At 60.0% G+C, this 15,327-nt stretch carries 13 protein-coding genes; 5 read left to right on the forward strand and 8 right to left on the reverse strand.

Features of this window, described 5'->3' with window-relative positions:
- Window positions 1-155 precede the first annotated feature (155 nt).
- Window positions 156-1,229: a YeeE/YedE family protein gene (locus JNX03_RS06390; RefSeq protein ID WP_203211569.1), complete on the forward strand. Its 1,074-nt coding sequence runs from the start codon at window positions 156-158 to the stop codon at window positions 1,227-1,229.
- Here JNX03_RS06390 and JNX03_RS06395 read toward each other — a convergent pair.
- The 3 genes from JNX03_RS06395 to JNX03_RS06405 form a co-directional block, all read right to left on the reverse strand.
- Window positions 1,165-2,448, reverse strand: a complete 1,284-nt coding sequence (locus JNX03_RS06395) for a DUF3422 family protein (RefSeq protein ID WP_203211570.1) — start codon at window positions 2,446-2,448, stop codon at window positions 1,165-1,167. The two genes, JNX03_RS06390 and JNX03_RS06395, sit on opposite strands and share 65 nt — an antisense overlap.
- 365 nt (window positions 2,449-2,813) lie before the next feature.
- On the reverse strand, window positions 2,814-4,247 hold the full coding sequence (locus tag JNX03_RS06400; RefSeq protein WP_203211571.1) for an NAD(P)(+) transhydrogenase (Re/Si-specific) subunit beta: 1,434 nt from the start codon (window positions 4,245-4,247) through the stop codon (window positions 2,814-2,816).
- A 13-nt stretch (window positions 4,248-4,260) separates the two neighbouring features.
- On the reverse strand, window positions 4,261-5,835 hold the full coding sequence (locus JNX03_RS06405; protein ID WP_203211572.1) for a Re/Si-specific NAD(P)(+) transhydrogenase subunit alpha: 1,575 nt from the start codon (window positions 5,833-5,835) through the stop codon (window positions 4,261-4,263).
- 307 nt (window positions 5,836-6,142) lie between these two features.
- On the opposite strand from JNX03_RS06405, the gene JNX03_RS06410 reads away from it, so the two are divergent.
- On the forward strand, window positions 6,143-6,694 hold the full coding sequence (locus tag JNX03_RS06410; protein WP_203211573.1) for an REP-associated tyrosine transposase: 552 nt from the start codon (window positions 6,143-6,145) through the stop codon (window positions 6,692-6,694).
- A gap of 2 nt (window positions 6,695-6,696) precedes the next feature.
- On the opposite strand, the gene JNX03_RS06415 is transcribed toward JNX03_RS06410, so the two are convergent.
- From JNX03_RS06415 to JNX03_RS06430, 4 genes are all read right to left on the reverse strand, one after another.
- A complete protein-coding gene (locus JNX03_RS06415) occupies window positions 6,697-7,473 on the reverse strand; it encodes a gamma-glutamyl-gamma-aminobutyrate hydrolase family protein (RefSeq protein WP_203211574.1) in 777 nt (258 codons plus the stop codon).
- Window positions 7,474-7,540: 67 nt separating this feature from the next.
- On the reverse strand, window positions 7,541-7,966 hold the full coding sequence (locus JNX03_RS06420; protein WP_203211575.1) for a GlcG/HbpS family heme-binding protein: 426 nt from the start codon (window positions 7,964-7,966) through the stop codon (window positions 7,541-7,543).
- 88 nt (window positions 7,967-8,054) lie between these two features.
- Window positions 8,055-10,187, reverse strand: coding sequence for a malate synthase G (locus JNX03_RS06425; protein WP_203211576.1), 2,133 nt, complete (start codon window positions 10,185-10,187; stop codon window positions 8,055-8,057).
- Between the two features lie 198 nt (window positions 10,188-10,385).
- Window positions 10,386-10,577 (reverse strand): hypothetical protein, encoded by a 192-nt coding sequence (locus JNX03_RS06430; protein WP_203211577.1) that lies wholly within the window; start codon window positions 10,575-10,577, stop codon window positions 10,386-10,388.
- 102 nt (window positions 10,578-10,679) lie between these two features.
- Between JNX03_RS06430 and pepN the strand changes: the two genes are divergently transcribed.
- Genes pepN through JNX03_RS06445 form a run of 3 tightly spaced genes read left to right on the forward strand, consistent with a single transcriptional unit; the run spans window position 10,680 to window position 14,410 of the window.
- Complete coding sequence (gene pepN / locus JNX03_RS06435; RefSeq protein ID WP_203211578.1) at window positions 10,680-13,232, forward strand: aminopeptidase N; 2,553 nt, start codon at window positions 10,680-10,682, stop codon at window positions 13,230-13,232.
- Window position 13,233: 1 nt separating this feature from the next.
- Window positions 13,234-13,971, forward strand: coding sequence for an SDR family oxidoreductase (locus JNX03_RS06440; RefSeq protein ID WP_203211579.1), 738 nt, complete (start codon window positions 13,234-13,236; stop codon window positions 13,969-13,971).
- Window positions 13,952-14,410, forward strand: coding sequence for a hypothetical protein (locus JNX03_RS06445; RefSeq protein WP_231024156.1), 459 nt, complete (start codon window positions 13,952-13,954; stop codon window positions 14,408-14,410). Before JNX03_RS06440 ends, JNX03_RS06445 begins: the two co-directional genes overlap by 20 nt.
- Here JNX03_RS06445 and JNX03_RS06450 read toward each other — a convergent pair.
- Entirely contained in the window at window positions 14,404-15,156 is a 753-nt protein-coding gene (locus tag JNX03_RS06450) for a transglycosylase SLT domain-containing protein (RefSeq protein WP_419584926.1), read from the reverse strand. The two genes, JNX03_RS06445 and JNX03_RS06450, sit on opposite strands and share 7 nt — an antisense overlap.
- Window positions 15,157-15,327: the final 171 nt, after the last annotated feature.

Below are 15,327 nucleotides of genomic sequence, written 5' to 3' on the forward strand. Positions count from 1 at the left end.
CTGACAAATCAATAAAGGGTGGAGGATGTTTTGATCCTCCACCCTTTTTCAGAATTATCTCCCTGCCAACACCCCACAATCACATTCTCATATGCTTGATTGGCAATGTATATCGCGCCAAATGGGAAAATATTCCGATTTTGGAGATTACGGCGATGTTTGAGTCTTTTGGTTTTGAAGAAACCACCGCGCGGCAGGCGTCTGTTCTGCTGGCGGCGATCATTGGTCTGGTGTTTGGCGTGTTGGCGCAGCGCACCAAGTTCTGTTTCCGCCGGTCGCTGGTTGGCGAAGATCGCCGCGCCGCCGGTGGTGTCTGGCTCATGGCGCTGGCTGTCGCGATCATCGGCACCCAAGGTGCGGTGGCCGCCGAATGGATCACCTTTGACGAACATCGCTTTATGACATCGGCCCTGCCCATTCTGGCCATCGCTGCAGGCGGCCTGCTCTTTGGTGCAGGCATGGTCCTGACACGCGGCTGTATCTCTCGCCTGACGGTTCTATCCGGCTCTGGCAACCTGCGTGCAGCGCTGGTGGTGCTGGTCTTTGCCGTTGTGGCCCATATGACCCTCAAAGGGGTTCTGGCCCCCCTGCGCGTGGCCCTGGGCAGTGTCACGGTGGAAATGGGCGACTACGTCAGCCTCGCCGCCCTGCCCGGCGGCGCATGGGTCTGGAGTGGGCTGATTGTCATGATCGCCCTGATCTTTGCCTTTCAATCCGGCAACTCCGTTGCGCAATTGGTGATGGCCGCCGTGATCGGCCTTTTGGTGCCTGCCGCATGGGTCGGCACCGGCTTTGTCCTCTTTGACGATTTTGACCCCATCGCCATGGAAAGCCTGTCGTTCACCTCCCCCGCATCGGAGACCCTGTTCTGGAGCATTGCCAGCAGCTCAATCCCTGCCGGATTCGGCACTGGCCTTCTGGGCGGCGTGTTTGTCGGAGCCTTGCTGGCCAGCCTGCTGTTTGGCGGCTTCCAATGGCAAAGCTTTGAAGCGCCGCGTCAGACGGGGCGCTACATGCTGGGCGCGGCCTTGATGGGTGTGGGCGGTGTGCTCGCGGGCGGCTGTACCCTTGGTGCAGGCCTTTCAGGCGTGCCGACACTCTCTGTGGCCGCCATTCTGGCAATTGTGATGATTGCGGTCGGGGCCAAAGTGACCCACGCCCTGCTCAGCCAAGACGCTTACGCAGACGCCGCACCATCCACCAAACAGCCCCCACTACCGGCAGAGTGATCAACGAGATGAGCATGCCTTTGCTCATCTCCATCACCCCCGCCAATGGATAGAGCAAATACCCGGTGAGCGAGACCGCGTAATAGCTGATCGCCACAACCGAAAGCCCCTCAACGGTATGTTGCAACCGCAACTGCAAATCGGCGCGGCGGTCCATACTGGCCAGAATGGCCTGGTTCTGGGCCGAGCGTTCCACATCCACCCGCGTCCTGAGCAACTCACTGGCACGGATCGCCCGCGCCGATGTCTCCTTGAGCCGCGCCTCGGTGGATTGCACGGTGCGCATCGCAGGCTCATAGCGGCGCATCATAAATTCGCCAAAGCCTTGCCGCCCCATAAACCGCGACTCCCGCAGCGCCAGGATGCGCTGGTTGACCAAGGCCTGATAGGCCCCCGTCGCACCCAGCCGGTAGGCCGATTGCACAGACAGCGTCTCAAGCTCCACCGAGATATCCAACAGCGCGTGCAAGGTGTCCTCTGCCACCGCAGAAGAGCCGCGCATCTGCGCCATCAGATCGGTCAGCTTGCCATCAAGCCGGTTGAGCTGCGGAGACATGGTCTTGACCATGGCAAACCCCAGCATCGAGGCCGCCTTGTAGGTCTCGATCTCGCAGAGCCGTTGCAGAATGCGCCCGATGCGACGTTTGCCGGTGGTCTCTGCCGTGAAAATCGCAATGCGCAGGTGGCCCGCCGGATCGATCCTGAAATCGGTGGCCACAACGGCAGCCCCTTCCAGAACCGTGGCCACTGCAAGGCTTTCGGGCACAAACCAATTGCGCAACTGGTCGGCAATCTGGGTGTCCTCCTCTGGCCGCGGCATCAACCGGAGCAAGGCAGATGTGATCCGCCCCCCCGGCACGCTCTCAAGCCAATAGTCGGGAAAAACATCAAACTCGACAGGATCAAATGGCCGGTCCGACACATCTTGTGAAAATACCGTATAGGTTACAAATTCCGTGTGCTGTTCCCACTTGAGCCAGTATTTCCCCATCTCACCATAATAATGTGTGGCATCCGCACCGGGATGCGGCGCGCCGTAATGGTCCAGCAAGGCGACCAAATGCGCGTGATCGGCGCTGCGGTCCCGCTTGGCAGGATCTGGAGAGGGTTGGATCGCCAGGAAGACCGCCGTTGAGGGCGCAGTGAGCGATGGAAAGGGCCGCGCGTGAAGCTCCCCCGAAAGGGCATAGCGGTTGGGGTGGTCTTTGATCGGGGCCATGGGTCAAATCCGGCAGTCGAGGACATTTCGCCCACCATAGGGAATTTCTCCGCCCTGAATAGAGAAAAAATGTTATATATCAGCATCTTGACGGTGTACTTCGGTATACAGATCATTGCCTGCCACGCCGCGCATCATCGCAGCCCAAAGCGGGGGGCTGACAAGGCGTGTTATGGCGGCACCTGCCCATGGCACATTTGGCCGCGGGTCTCTGAACCAATTGGAACGGCCACGGTGCCACTATCCTAATCGAATTCTGCGCTCCTGCCTTCAAAGAAAAACGCCCCGCCATTTCTGGCAGGGCGTTCAAGGATGGTGCGCGGAATTTTTCAAAATTTCCGCACCGTTTTCTTTCCAGGAAAACGTCAGTCGATCATTGGCAACAGCTTGTCCAGGGACGCCTTTGCGTCGCCATAGAACATCCGCGTGTTCTCCTTAAAGAACAACGGGTTCTCGATCCCGGAATAACCGGTGCCCTGCCCGCGTTTGGACACGAACACCTGCTTGGCTTTCCAGCATTCCAGAACCGGCATACCGGCAATCGGGCTGTTCGGATCGTCCTGCGCCGCCGGATTGACGATGTCGTTGGAGCCAATCACAATCGCCACGTCGGTGTCGGGGAAATCATCATTGATCTCGTCCATCTCCATCACGATGTCATAAGGCACCTTGGCCTCGGCCAGCAGCACGTTCATGTGTCCTGGCAAACGCCCCGCAACCGGGTGAATGGCGAACCGCACATTCTTGCCCTTTGCACGCAGCTTTTTCACCAGCTCGCTCACGGCCTGCTGGGCCTGGGCCACCGCCATACCGTAACCGGGGATGATGATTACGCTGTCGGCCTCGTTCAAGGCCGCTGCAACGCCATCCGCTTCTATCGCGATCTGCTCGCCCTCAACCGCCATCTGCTCTCCTGCGGGGCCGCCAAAGCCGCCGAGGATCACGCTGATGAACGAACGGTTCATCGCCTTACACATGATGTAGCTGAGGATCGCACCGGAAGAGCCAACAAGTGCACCCACCACGATCAACAGATCATTGCCAAGGCTAAAGCCAATCGCCGCCGCAGCCCAACCTGAGTAGGAGTTCAGCATCGAGACAACCACCGGCATATCCGCGCCGCCGATCCCCGTGATCAGGTGATAACCGATAAACAAGGCGGCCAGCGTCATCACAAAGAGCGGCAGGAAGCCACCTGTGTTGAAATACCAGATCAGACAAATGGCAGAGAGCGCCGCCGCAGCCGCGTTCAGGAAATGCCCACCGGGCAGTTTCTTCGCCGCTGAATCTACACGGCCCGCCAGCTTGCCATAGGCAATCACAGAGCCGGTAAAGGTCACCGCACCGATAAAGATGCCCAAAAAGACCTCAACCCGCAGGATGGCAATCTCGACGCCGTCTTTCTTGGCCAGAAGCGCGGCAAAGCCTTCGGTCGCCTTCTTCGCGGCCTCGTCCATCGCCATGACATTGCCCAGCTCAAAATGGGCGTTAAAGCCGACAAAGACCGCTGCCAGACCCACCAAGGAGTGCATCGCCGCGACCAATTCGGGCATCTGCGTCATCTGCACCCGTGTGGCCAGCTGATACCCAATGGCACCGCCACCCGCGATCAGGACCAACGACAAGAGCCAAAACCCGGAGCCCGGCCCGATCAATGTGGCCGCAACCGCCAGCGCCATGCCGACAATCCCGTACCAGACCGCGCGTTTGGCGCTTTCCTGACCGGACAGCCCGCCAAGGCTGAGAATGAAAAGAACGGCCGCAACGACGTAGGCTGCTGTTGTAAAACCAAAATCCATGGATCCCGCTCCCTTAAGATTTCTGGAACATGGCGAGCATGCGCCGTGTCACGAGGAAGCCACCAAAGATGTTGATCCCACACATGAAGACCGACAAGGCAGCTAGAATGATCACCAGGAACGAGCTGGAGCCGATCTGCATCAGCGCCCCCAGAATGATGATCGAAGAGATCGCATTGGTCACCGCCATCAGCGGCGTGTGCAAGCTGTGCGCGACGCCCCAAATCACCTGGAAGCCGACAAAGACCGCCAGAACAAACACGATAAAGTGCTGCATAAAGCTGGCTGGCGCCACCAGACCCACGCCCAGCAGCAGTGCCGCACCAACCGCCAGCAAGGTCACCTGGTTCTTGGTCTGCTGCTTGAAGGTCGCCAGTTCCTGCGCAGCCTTTTCTTCGGCTGTTAGTTCCTTGGGGGCTTCCTTTTTCGGCGCGGCGGCAATTGCGGCCACCTTGGGCGGTGGCGGCGGGAAGGTGATTTCCTTGGCGTGGGTCACGGTCGCGCCGCGGATCACGTCATCTTCCATATTGTGATTGATCACACCGTCTTTTTCAGGGGTCAGATCGGTCATCAAATGACGGATGTTGGTGGCGTAGAGGGTTGAAGCCTGCGTCGCCATCCGGCTTGGGAAATCCGTGTAGCCGATGATGGTCACGCCATTGTCGGTCACGATCTTCTCGTCCGCCACGGTCAGCTTGCAGTTGCCGCCCTTTTCCGCCGCCAGATCCACGATGACAGAGCCCGGCTTCATCGCCTTGACCATATCTTCGGTCCACAGCTCCGGCGCCTCGCGGTTGGGGATCAACGCCGTGGTGATCACGATATCGACTTCAGGCGCCAGTTCACGGAATTTGGCCAGCTGCGCCTCGCGGAATTCCGGTGAAGAAACAGAGGCATAGCCGCCTGTTGCTGCGCCGTCCTGCTGTTCTTCCTCAAAATCGAGGTAGACAAATTCAGCGCCCATGGATTCAACCTGTTCGGCCACTTCTGGACGTACGTCAAAAGCATAGGTGATCGCACCCAGCGATGTGGATGTCCCAATCGCCGCAAGGCCGGCCACACCCGCCCCGACAACCAGAACTTTGGCCGGGGGCACCTTGCCCGCCGCCGTGATCTGGCCGGTGAAAAAGCGGCCGAAGTTGTTGCCTGCCTCGATCACCGCGCGGTAGCCTGCGATATTGGCCATCGACGACAACGCATCCATTTTCTGCGCGCGGGAAATACGCGGGATCATCTCCATCGCGATGACTGTGGCGCCCTTCTTGGCCGCCGCTTCCATGCCTTCGGCATTTCCTGCCGGGTTGAAGAAGGAAATCAGCGTCTGGCCGTCGCGCAGGCGCTTCAGCTCGGCGTCATTGGGCGCGCGGACCTTGGCCACCACATCGGCCGCTTTCCAGAGCGCCGCAGCGGTTTTGACCACCTCGACACCCGCAGCCTTATATGACGCATCATCAAAACCAGCAGCGGCACCCGCCCCCGTTTCAATCACACAATCATGCCCGAGTTTTTGCAACTGAAGAGCCGACTCCGGCGTCATTGCAACGCGGGCTTCCCCTTCAAAAATCTCTTTTGGCGTTCCGATCTTCAATTCAAAATCCCCCGCAAATGAGCCGCACCCCATTGGCGCAACTTTGTTGCGTATCCGATAGCGTGCAGACCACAATTGTACAAGCGGCAGTCCATGTTTCGGGGCGTCAAACGAGGGAAATCCTTCCCAAAAATGCTGTTTCTTAGGCACAAAGTGTCGTGATCAGAATGTTCCGGTGCCATGAGCCGCATTTGCAGAGGTGAATCGCCCTGCCGCATCGATGAGGCCGGTGCGCCTGCGCACCTCTGGTTTTCCGCTCCCCCGGCGTTAGCCAAGTGTTAACCTTGCCCTGCGTAGCCTCATCACCATGCAAGATCTCACCCCGCCCGCCTTCGGCACGAACCGCCACTTCTTCACGCTTCGCCTCGCCGATCCGCAAGACGATGTGCTGCTGCGCCGCATCGGCAAATTGCGCGCCGCCATGCGCAGCACCCTGCGCCATCACAGGTTTCGCATAGATGCCATTGCCGTTCTGCCTGCAACGATCCACATGATCTGGACCTTGCCGCATGAAAATACTGATATCGCCAACCGGATTGGGATGTTCAAAGCGCGGTTTTCAAAACATCTGCCACCCGCAACATATCGCAGCCCGTCACAAATCAAGAAGGGAGAGAAAGGCATCTGGCAGCGCGGCTATTGGTGCCACCCTCTACGCAATGCGGCCGAGTTCAATCGGTATCGGGCTTTGATTTACCACAGTCCGGTTCAGGCCGGATTGTGCAAGACCCCGCAGGATTGGCAATATTCATCGATCCACCGCGACCTTGCCCGCGGATACCCCCTGCCTGCGCCACTCGGCTCTGCCGCGCCGCCAGTAATACCGCAACCCTTTGAGATCGCGCGTGTTGCTTTGTGAATTCAGACCGCTTTGAGGGCCGGCGCGGCGCCACTCGCCGCCCATTGGCGCACCGCGCTGCCAAATCCGGCAAACAAGGGCCGTGAAACAGGATCACCCGCCGCGTTCCACTCCGGGTGCCATTGCACCGCCAGGGTAAAGCCCGGCGCGCCCTCAACATAGATCGCCTCAGGGGTGCCATCCTCGGCATGACCATCAATCACAATCCGTTGCCCGGCGCGTTTGATCCCCTGCCCGTGCAGCGTATTGGTACGAACGACCGGCGCCCCCATCAGCTCATGAAACACGCCGCCTTCGGTAAAGGTCACATCATGGCGCAGCTCGAACTTCTCCTCGATGGTGCCCTCGGGCGGCATCCGGTGGTTCATGCGCCCCGGCAAATCGCGGATCTCGGGATAAAGCGTGCCGCCCATCGCGACATTGACCTCTTGAAACCCCCGGCAAATGCCCAGAAACGGCTGGCCGCGCTCCACGCAGGCCCGCACCAGCGGCAAAACAATTGCATCGCGGGCGCGGTCAAATTCTCCATGTGCCTCGGTTGCGTCCTCGCCATATTCCTCGGGATGCACATTGGGCCGCCCACCGGTCAGCAGGAAGCCGTCACACACATCCAGAAGCTCTGCAACGCTGACATGTTTGGGGTCACTCGGAATGATCAACGGCATGCAGCCGGCCACTTCGGCCAAGGCATCCGCGTTCATCTGCCCGCCCGCATGCACCGGGTACTGATCGTTCAACAAATAGGAATTGCCGATAATGCCAACAACTGGACGGGCCATAGATCACCAAAAGGTTAGACAGGTTCGAGGCAATATAGGGCGGGATTTCCCCGCCCTCAACCACCGATCAGATCTCGCCGGTCAGACCCGCCGCTTCGATCCCGGCCAGCGCCGCCACCGCATCATTGTCCGAGGTATCCCCCGTGACGCCAACCGCGCCAATCACCGCGCCCTTTTTGTCGCGCAGCAACACGCCGCCCGGCACCGGGATCACCTGACCGCCATAAACGCCGTTCACCGCCGCCATGAAATAAGCCTGATCCTCGGCCCGTTTCATCTGCGCCGTACCGGCCATGCCCAACATCACGGCACCATAGGCCTTGCCATGGGCGATCGAGAACCGCCCTGGTGCTGCGCCATCCTCCCGCTCAAACGCCTGAACATGGCCGCCTGCATCCAAAACCACCACGGACAATGGCTTCAGCTCCATCTCGCGGCCTTTTTCCAGTGACTTGCGAATAATCGTCCGCGCCTTGCGCAATGAAATACCCATCTCGATCTTCCTCTTCCCTTTTTGGCTCTAAATACTCCGGGGTGCGCGAGGGGCTGGCCCCTCGCATCCGCCCTGTGTTCCGCGCAGCCTAGTCTGCGGCCTTCAACTCCAACCGCCGGGCATGCAGCACAGGCTCGGTATAGCCTGAGGGCTGCTGCCGCCCTTTCAGCACCAGATCACAGGCCGCCTGAAACGCGATCCCGTCAAACCCTGGCGCCATTGGCTGATAAAGCGGGTCTCCGGCGTTCTGCCGGTCCACCACTGCAGCCATCTTTTTCAATCCGGCCAGGACCTCCGCCTCGCTGATCACCCCGTGATGCAGCCAGTTCGCCATCGCTTGCGCCGAAATCCGGCAGGTGGCGCGGTCTTCCATGAGGCCCACATCATTGATGTCCGGCACCTTGGAACAGCCCACGCCCTGATCGACCCAGCGCACCACATAGCCAAGAATGCCTTGGGCGTTGTTCTCGATCTCGCGGGTGATCTCTTCGGCGCTCAGATTGCGGCCATCCATCACCGGGATGGTCAGCAGATCCGCAAGGGTGCCGCGGGCGCCGCCTGCCTTGATCTCGTTCTGGCGGGCCAGAACATCCACCTGATGATAATGGGTGGCATGCAATGTCGCCGCTGTGGGGGATGGCACCCATGCGCAATTGGCACCCGATTTGGGGTGGCCGATCTTGACCTCCAGCATATCGGCCATCAGGTCGGGCATGGCCCACATGCCCTTGCCGATCTGCGCACGCCCTTGCAGCCCGCAGGCCAGCCCGATATCGACGTTGCGATCCTCATAGGACGCGATCCAGGCGGCATTTTTCATCTCGCCTTTCGGCACCATTGGGCCGGCTTCCATCGAGGTATGGATCTCGTCGCCGGTGCGGTCGAGGAACCCGGTGTTGATGAAGGCGACCCGTTTTTTCGCGGCGCGGATACATTCCGCCAGATTGGCAGAGGTTCGGCGCTCCTCGTCCATGATGCCCAGTTTCACCGTGTTCGCAGGCAGGCCCAGCGCCGCCTCGACATGGCTGAAAATCTCGTCCGCAAAGGCAACTTCTTCCGGCCCGTGCATCTTGGGTTTGACCACATAGATGCTGCCCTTGACGGAATTGCCGCCCTCGCGCGCCAGATCGTGCATGGCGATCAGGCTGGTGATCATCGCGTCCATCAAGCCCTCGCCTGCTTCCAGCCCGTCGCGGTCCAGAATGGCCGGATTGGTCATCAGATGGCCCACATTCCGTACCAGCATCAGCGACCGACCCTTCAGCGTCAGCTCAGACCCGTCTGGCGCGGTATAGTCGCGGTCCGGATTCATCCGGCGCGTCATCTGCTTTCCGGCCTTTTCAAAGGTCTCTTCCAGATCACCTTTCATCAGGCCAAGCCAGTTGCCATATGCGACAACCTTGTCCTCCGCATCCACGGCCGCGACGCTGTCTTCGCAATCCATGATCGTGGACAGGGCCGATTCCATGATCATGTCGGACACATGCGCCGGATCGGTTTTTCCGATGGCATGCTCCGCGTCAATCTGCACCTCGATGTGCAACCCGTTGTTCTTGAGCAGGATCGCCGATGGCGCATCCACCGCGCCGCGATACCCGGCAAATTGAGCGGGATCAGCCAATGCAGGCGCAAGCGCTCCATCCGTGACACGATATCCCGTCACATCCGAATGGCTGCCACCGGCCAGCGGCGCAACCTCATCAAGAAACGCCTTGGCCTTGGCCACAACACGCGCACCGCGCTCTGGGTCATAGCCGCCCTTGGCAGGCAGATCGCCCAGCGCATCGGTGCCATAAAACGCATCATAGAGGCTCCCCCAGCGGGCATTGGCAGCGTTCAGCGCAAAACGGGCGTTGGTGATCGGCACCACAAGCTGCGGCCCCGGCACCTGTGCGATTTCAGGATCAACATTGGTCGTTTCAATAGAGAACGCGCTGCCTTCCGGCACCAGATAACCGATCTCTTTCAAAAACGCGGTATAGGCCGCCGCATCGTGGGCCTGGCCCCTGTGATCTTTGTGCCAATCGTCAATTTTGGCCTGAATATCGGTGCGGGCCTGCAGCAATGCGCGGTTTTTTGGCCCCAGATCGTGAACAAGCGATGAGAAACCGGACCAAAACGCATCTACGTCCACGCCCGTGCCCGGCAAGGCTTTGGTTTCGATAAAGTCTGCCAGCAGCGGGTCCACCTGCAACCCGTGTTTATCGGTCCTGTTTGTCACGATGCGCTCCTCCAATGCAATGTTCGGCCTTGCCGCGTTTATCCATAATGTCGCAGCGATACAAGTTGGGGCGGTAATACTATATTACCAATTCCGATCCCTACGCGATTATGATCACAAGTGGTGCACTTTGCAGGCGGCCCAAAAGAAAAAGCACACCCTCCCGGATGTGCTTTCTCATAGATAAATTTATAATGATCAGTTGCTGGGCTGAACCGTCGTTTCAGTCCCGATCAGGGTTTCCGCACTTGGTTCTGATCCGTTCATGACCGAAAAGAGGATCACAACCAGAAGCATCAGCGCCCCAAAGATCATTGCGCCTTTGATCCCCAAAAGCGGGGGACGGTGGTTTTCTTTTTGTGTTTCGATATTTGTGTCGGGTGCAGACATTGTTCGTTCCTCTCATCAGTTCGGTTCAGACCCGGTTGCGGGTCTCCGTTCAGGGACATAACGTGCGGCAAAACAAATTGTTCCATCTCAAGGATCTGCTCCATGCCCGAGACCGCCCCCGAAACCATCTATCTGGCCGATTACACTCCCTTCGGTTTCATCGTGGACAGCGTGGCGCTGACCTTTGATCTGGATCCCCGCGCGACCCGCGTAACAAGCCGCATCGCCTTTCGCCCCAACCCAGATGCCGAGGACCACGTTTTTTTCCTGCATGGGGAGCACCTCAAGCTGATCTCGGCGAAAATCGACGGACAGGCGGTTTCACCCCAGATCACGTCCAAGGGGCTGACCTGCGATGTGCCGGACGCACCTTTTGTCTTTGAGGCAGAGGTCGAGATCGACCCAATCGGCAACACCGCGCTGGAGGGGCTTTATATGTCGAACGGGATGTATTGCACCCAATGCGAGGCCGAGGGCTTTCGCAAGATCACTTATTATCCCGACCGCCCCGATGTGATGGCCACCTTTGAGGTCACGATCAATGGCCCCCACCCCGTGCTGCTGTCCAATGGCAATCCGGTCAGCAGTTCAGAGCATCATGCCAAATGGTATGACCCTTGGCCCAAACCCGCCTATCTCTTTGCCTTGGTCGCCGGTGATCTGGTCGCCCATCCGGACAAGTTCACGACCCAAAGCGGGCGCAAGGTTGATCTCAACCTTTATGTCCGTCCCGGCGATGAGGGCAAATGCGCCTTTGGCATGGAGGCGCTGATCGCCTCGATGAAATGGGACGAAGAGGTCTATGGCCGCGAATATGATCTCGATCTGTTCAACATCGTTGCGGTGGACGATTTCAACATGGGCGCGATGGAGAACAAGGGGCTGAACATCTTCAACTCCTCCGCCGTCCTCGCCTCCCCCGAAACTTCGACCGACATGAACTTTGAGCGGATCGAGGCGATCATCGCCCATGAATATTTCCACAACTGGACCGGCAACCGCATCACCTGCCGTGACTGGTTCCAGCTGTGCCTCAAGGAAGGGCTGACCGTCTACCGCGACAGCCAGTTCACCTCTGATATGCGCTCTGCCGCGGTTAAGCGGATCTCGGATGTGATCGACCTGCGCGGGCGGCAGTTTCCCGAGGATCAAGGGCCGCTGGCCCATCCTGTGCGCCCTGAAAGCTTTCAGGAGATCAACAACTTCTACACTGCCACGGTCTATGAAAAAGGCGCCGAAGTGATCGGGATGCTCAAGACGTTGGTGGGGGATGAAGCCTATGCAAAAGCGCTGAACCTCTATTTTGAGCGCCATGACGGTGATGCGGCAACAATCGAGGATTGGCTGAAAGTGTTTGAGGACACCACCGGCCGTGATCTGGCGCAGTTCAAGCGTTGGTACGGTCAGGCCGGCACCCCGCGCCTGAGCGTTGAGGAAACATGGGAAGACGGCACGCTGACCCTCACCTTTACCCAGCACACCCCGCCCAGTGTCGCCACCCCCGATCCACAGCCGCAGGTCATCCCGATTGCCACGGGCCTGATCGGCCCCAATGGCAACGAATTGGCCGAAACGCGAATTCTGGAAATGACCGAAGCCAAGCAAAGCTTTACCTTCGAAGGGTTGGGCGCACGGCCCGTGGCCTCAATCCTGCGCGGGTTCTCGGCGCCGGTTGTCCTCACCCATGATCTGTCCGACGCGGACCGTGCGCATTTGCTGGCCCATGACACCGACACGTTCAACCGCTGGGAGGCCGGGCGCAGCTTGGCGCGGCAATCCTTGTTGGCGATGATTACATCGGACGCCGCGCCCGACAGCGCGTATCTGGATGGCATTCATGCGGTGGTCTGTGACGCCGCCCTTGATCCGGCGTACCGCGCGTTGATGCTGGGCCTGCCCAGCCAATCAGATCTGGCCTCCGCCCTGCATGACCAAGGACAAGTGCCGGACCCCGCCGCGATCTACCGCGCCGGTGAGGCCATGCGCGATGCAAAGGCTGCACGTTTCGCAGATGAAGCCCAAGCCATCTATGACGCCTGCAAAATCGATGGCCCCTATGATCCGGGTGCCGAGCAGGCGGGCAAACGCAGCCTCGGCAACGCCATGCTGTCCATGATCACTCGCCGCCAGGGTGGGGCCTTGGCCCAAGCGCAGTATGACGCAGCCGACAACATGACCCAACAGCTCAGCGCGCTGGCCTGTTTGATCCGCGCCGGTGACGGCGAGAAACCCCTCGCCAGTTTTGAAACCCAATGGCGCGATGACCGGCTGGTGATGGACAAATGGTTTGGCCTACAGGTGCTGGAAGCCAAGCCCGAAGAGGCCGCCGCCGTGGCCGAAACCCTGACGAAGCACAGCGATTTCAACTGGAAGAACCCCAACCGTTTCCGCGCGGTCTTTGGCAGCCTGTCCATGCATCACGCGGGGTTCCATCACGCCAGCGGCGACGCCTATGCCTTGCTGGCCGATTGGCTGATCAAGCTGGACGCGGTGAACCCGCAAACCACGGCGCGGATGTGCACCGCCTTCCAGACCTGGAAACGCTATGACGCGGATCGCCAGGCCAAGGCCGCCGCCGCGTTGGACCGCATACTGGCCACACCGGATCTCAGCCCCGATACAACAGAGATGCTCACCCGCATCCGGGGGGCATAAGATGCGTCCGGTTTGTCTCATCACGGGCGCTTCTGCGGGCATCGGTGCGGCCTGCGCAACACTGGCGGCCAGCCGTGGCTACGATCTGGCGCTGACCTACAACTCTGACCCCAAGGGCGCAGAGAATGTTGCCGGCAAAGCCCGTGCAGCCGGGGCAAAGGTGGTCGTCCTGCAATTGGACGTGGCAGACCCTGAAGCCATTGAAGCCATGTACAGGGCGGTCGATCAACATTTCGGGCGGTTGGATGTGCTGATCAACAACGCGGGCATTGTCGCAGAGGCGGCGCGGCTGACTGACATGGATCACGCCCGCCTGCAGCAGATATTTGATGTCAACGTGATCGGCGCGATGCTGGTGGCCAAGGGGGCCGTGGCAAGGATGGAACCTGCGGGCGGCGGGGTGATCGTCAACATCTCCTCTGCTGCGGCACGGCTTGGATCTGCCAATCAATACCTCGACTATGCCGCAAGCAAAGGCGCGATCGACACCTTCACCAAGGGGCTTTCGGATGAGGTCGCGCCAAATGGCATTCGGGTGATGGCCATTGCGCCGGGCCTGATTGAAACGGATATCCATATGAAGGGCGGTCAGCCAGACCGCGCCGCGCGGCTGGGCGGCAGCACCCCCATGGGCCGCGCGGGCAGCGCCGAAGAGGTCGCCAATGCGGTGATCTGGCTGCTGGGGGATGAGGCCTCTTACGTCACCGGATCGGTTCTGAATGTCACCGGGGGCCGCTGATCCCATGGAGGACGGGCTGCATTTTCGCCGCTCGGCCCGCAATCGCAGCACGCTCATCACGCTTGCGGTGATCTGGCTGGTGCTGCTTGCCGCTCTTTTGATGCTGGAAGCGGCGTGGTGGATCATCGCTTTCCTGGGGGCCTTCACCCTGCCCGCGCTGTGGGATTTGGTCCGCGACACCCAAAGCGGGCTGGATCTGTCAGAGACCGACCTCAGATGGTTCACCGGCCGCCGCAGCGCCGAGATCGCGCTGGAAGATATTGATCATATGCGTCTGGACACGCGGCTGGACTTTTCGGTGCGGGCCACTGCGGTGCTCAAGACCGGGCGCAAAATTCGCCTGCCATTTGAATGCACGCCGCCACATCAGGACTTCGAGGACGCTTTGACCGCCCAGGGGCTCAAGGTGCGGCGCACCCATTTCCAACTGCGTCAGTAGTCCGGGGTTTCAGGCCGCGCCTTGGGCCGCTGTTTGTCCAGACGGGTGCAATAGGCCTGCTTGCGCAGCCATCCGGCCATGTCCCGGCGCTTGGCCGCAGAATGCATCGGGCCCCAATCGGCGGTAACCCCCTGCCCCTTGCGGCCACGATAGCCATGGATGACCCCGTCACGCGGCACAGTATGGGCCATGATCCGCACCGCGCAGCTGAGGTTAGCCGCACCGTTCTTGAGACCGTCGCCAGACCGCGCATTGCATTTGTAACCCCGCGCCGTTGCAGGCAGAATTTGCAGCAGGCCATACCAGCGCCCGCCGCCGCCCACGGCCCAAGGTCGGTAGGTGCTTTCGTGTTTGGCCAGTGCAGACATGAACCCAACCCAGAAATCTGCCCTTTGCTGTGCATCCGCTGCCGGATAGGCCGGGCACCATTTGGCGATATCAGCAGGCACCAGTTCGACCAGCGGCCTGCCATGGGTCGCCAGCGCAGACAAGGCGCCGCGCGTCCATGTGGCGTGGCCCTTCATATGTTGCCAACGCGTGCGCGGCAGCGCGGCCCGGCGCAGCGGCGGACGCAGCTTTTTGAGCCCCGCATCTATTGGCATACTCTGATCGGACGGGGCCACCAATGCCACTGCAACAGGCGTGTCCGTCTGTGCAAGGACACCCCCCGCACCAATCCAGATCGCCAGCGCCCCCCCAAGGAACGTAAACTTCATCGCGAAACTATGGGTGCCCCACGATGCCATTTTCAAGTTTCTTAACGCGCCTTAACCCTTCAGGGCGACAAAAAGGCGGCATTTGCGCAACTGTCCTGCCCTTTGCAACAATCCGGCACATTCTGCGCCAGACCACGCCATAGAGCGGGTTCCGGCCCGATTTCTCCGCGAGAACACCCCACAGCGGTCATGGTTCCGCCC

It is taken from the genome of Sulfitobacter mediterraneus, from assembly GCF_016801775.1.
GTDB classification, from domain to species: Bacteria; Pseudomonadota; Alphaproteobacteria; order Rhodobacterales; family Rhodobacteraceae; genus Sulfitobacter; species Sulfitobacter mediterraneus_A.

Bases quoted from the DNA above. Each gene is read 5' to 3' on its own strand.
- JNX03_RS06390 (WP_203211569.1), top strand. From the start codon at position 156: ATGTTTGAGTCTTTTGGTTTTGAAGAAACCACCGCGCGGCAGGCGTCT.
- JNX03_RS06395 (WP_203211570.1), bottom strand. From the start codon at position 2,448: ATGGCCCCGATCAAAGACCACCCCAACCGCTATGCCCTTTCGGGGGAG.
- JNX03_RS06400 (WP_203211571.1), bottom strand. From the start codon at position 4,247: ATGGATTTTGGTTTTACAACAGCAGCCTACGTCGTTGCGGCCGTTCTT.
- JNX03_RS06410 (WP_203211573.1), top strand. From the start codon at position 6,143: ATGCAAGATCTCACCCCGCCCGCCTTCGGCACGAACCGCCACTTCTTC.
- JNX03_RS06415 (WP_203211574.1), bottom strand. From the start codon at position 7,473: ATGGCCCGTCCAGTTGTTGGCATTATCGGCAATTCCTATTTGTTGAAC.
- JNX03_RS06420 (WP_203211575.1), bottom strand. From the start codon at position 7,966: ATGGGTATTTCATTGCGCAAGGCGCGGACGATTATTCGCAAGTCACTG.
- JNX03_RS06430 (WP_203211577.1), bottom strand. From the start codon at position 10,577: ATGTCTGCACCCGACACAAATATCGAAACACAAAAAGAAAACCACCGT.
- pepN (WP_203211578.1), top strand. From the start codon at position 10,680: ATGCCCGAGACCGCCCCCGAAACCATCTATCTGGCCGATTACACTCCC.
- JNX03_RS06440 (WP_203211579.1), top strand. From the start codon at position 13,234: ATGCGTCCGGTTTGTCTCATCACGGGCGCTTCTGCGGGCATCGGTGCG.
- JNX03_RS06445 (WP_231024156.1), top strand. From the start codon at position 13,952: ATGTCACCGGGGGCCGCTGATCCCATGGAGGACGGGCTGCATTTTCGC.
- JNX03_RS06450 (WP_419584926.1), bottom strand. From the start codon at position 15,156: ATGGCATCGTGGGGCACCCATAGTTTCGCGATGAAGTTTACGTTCCTT.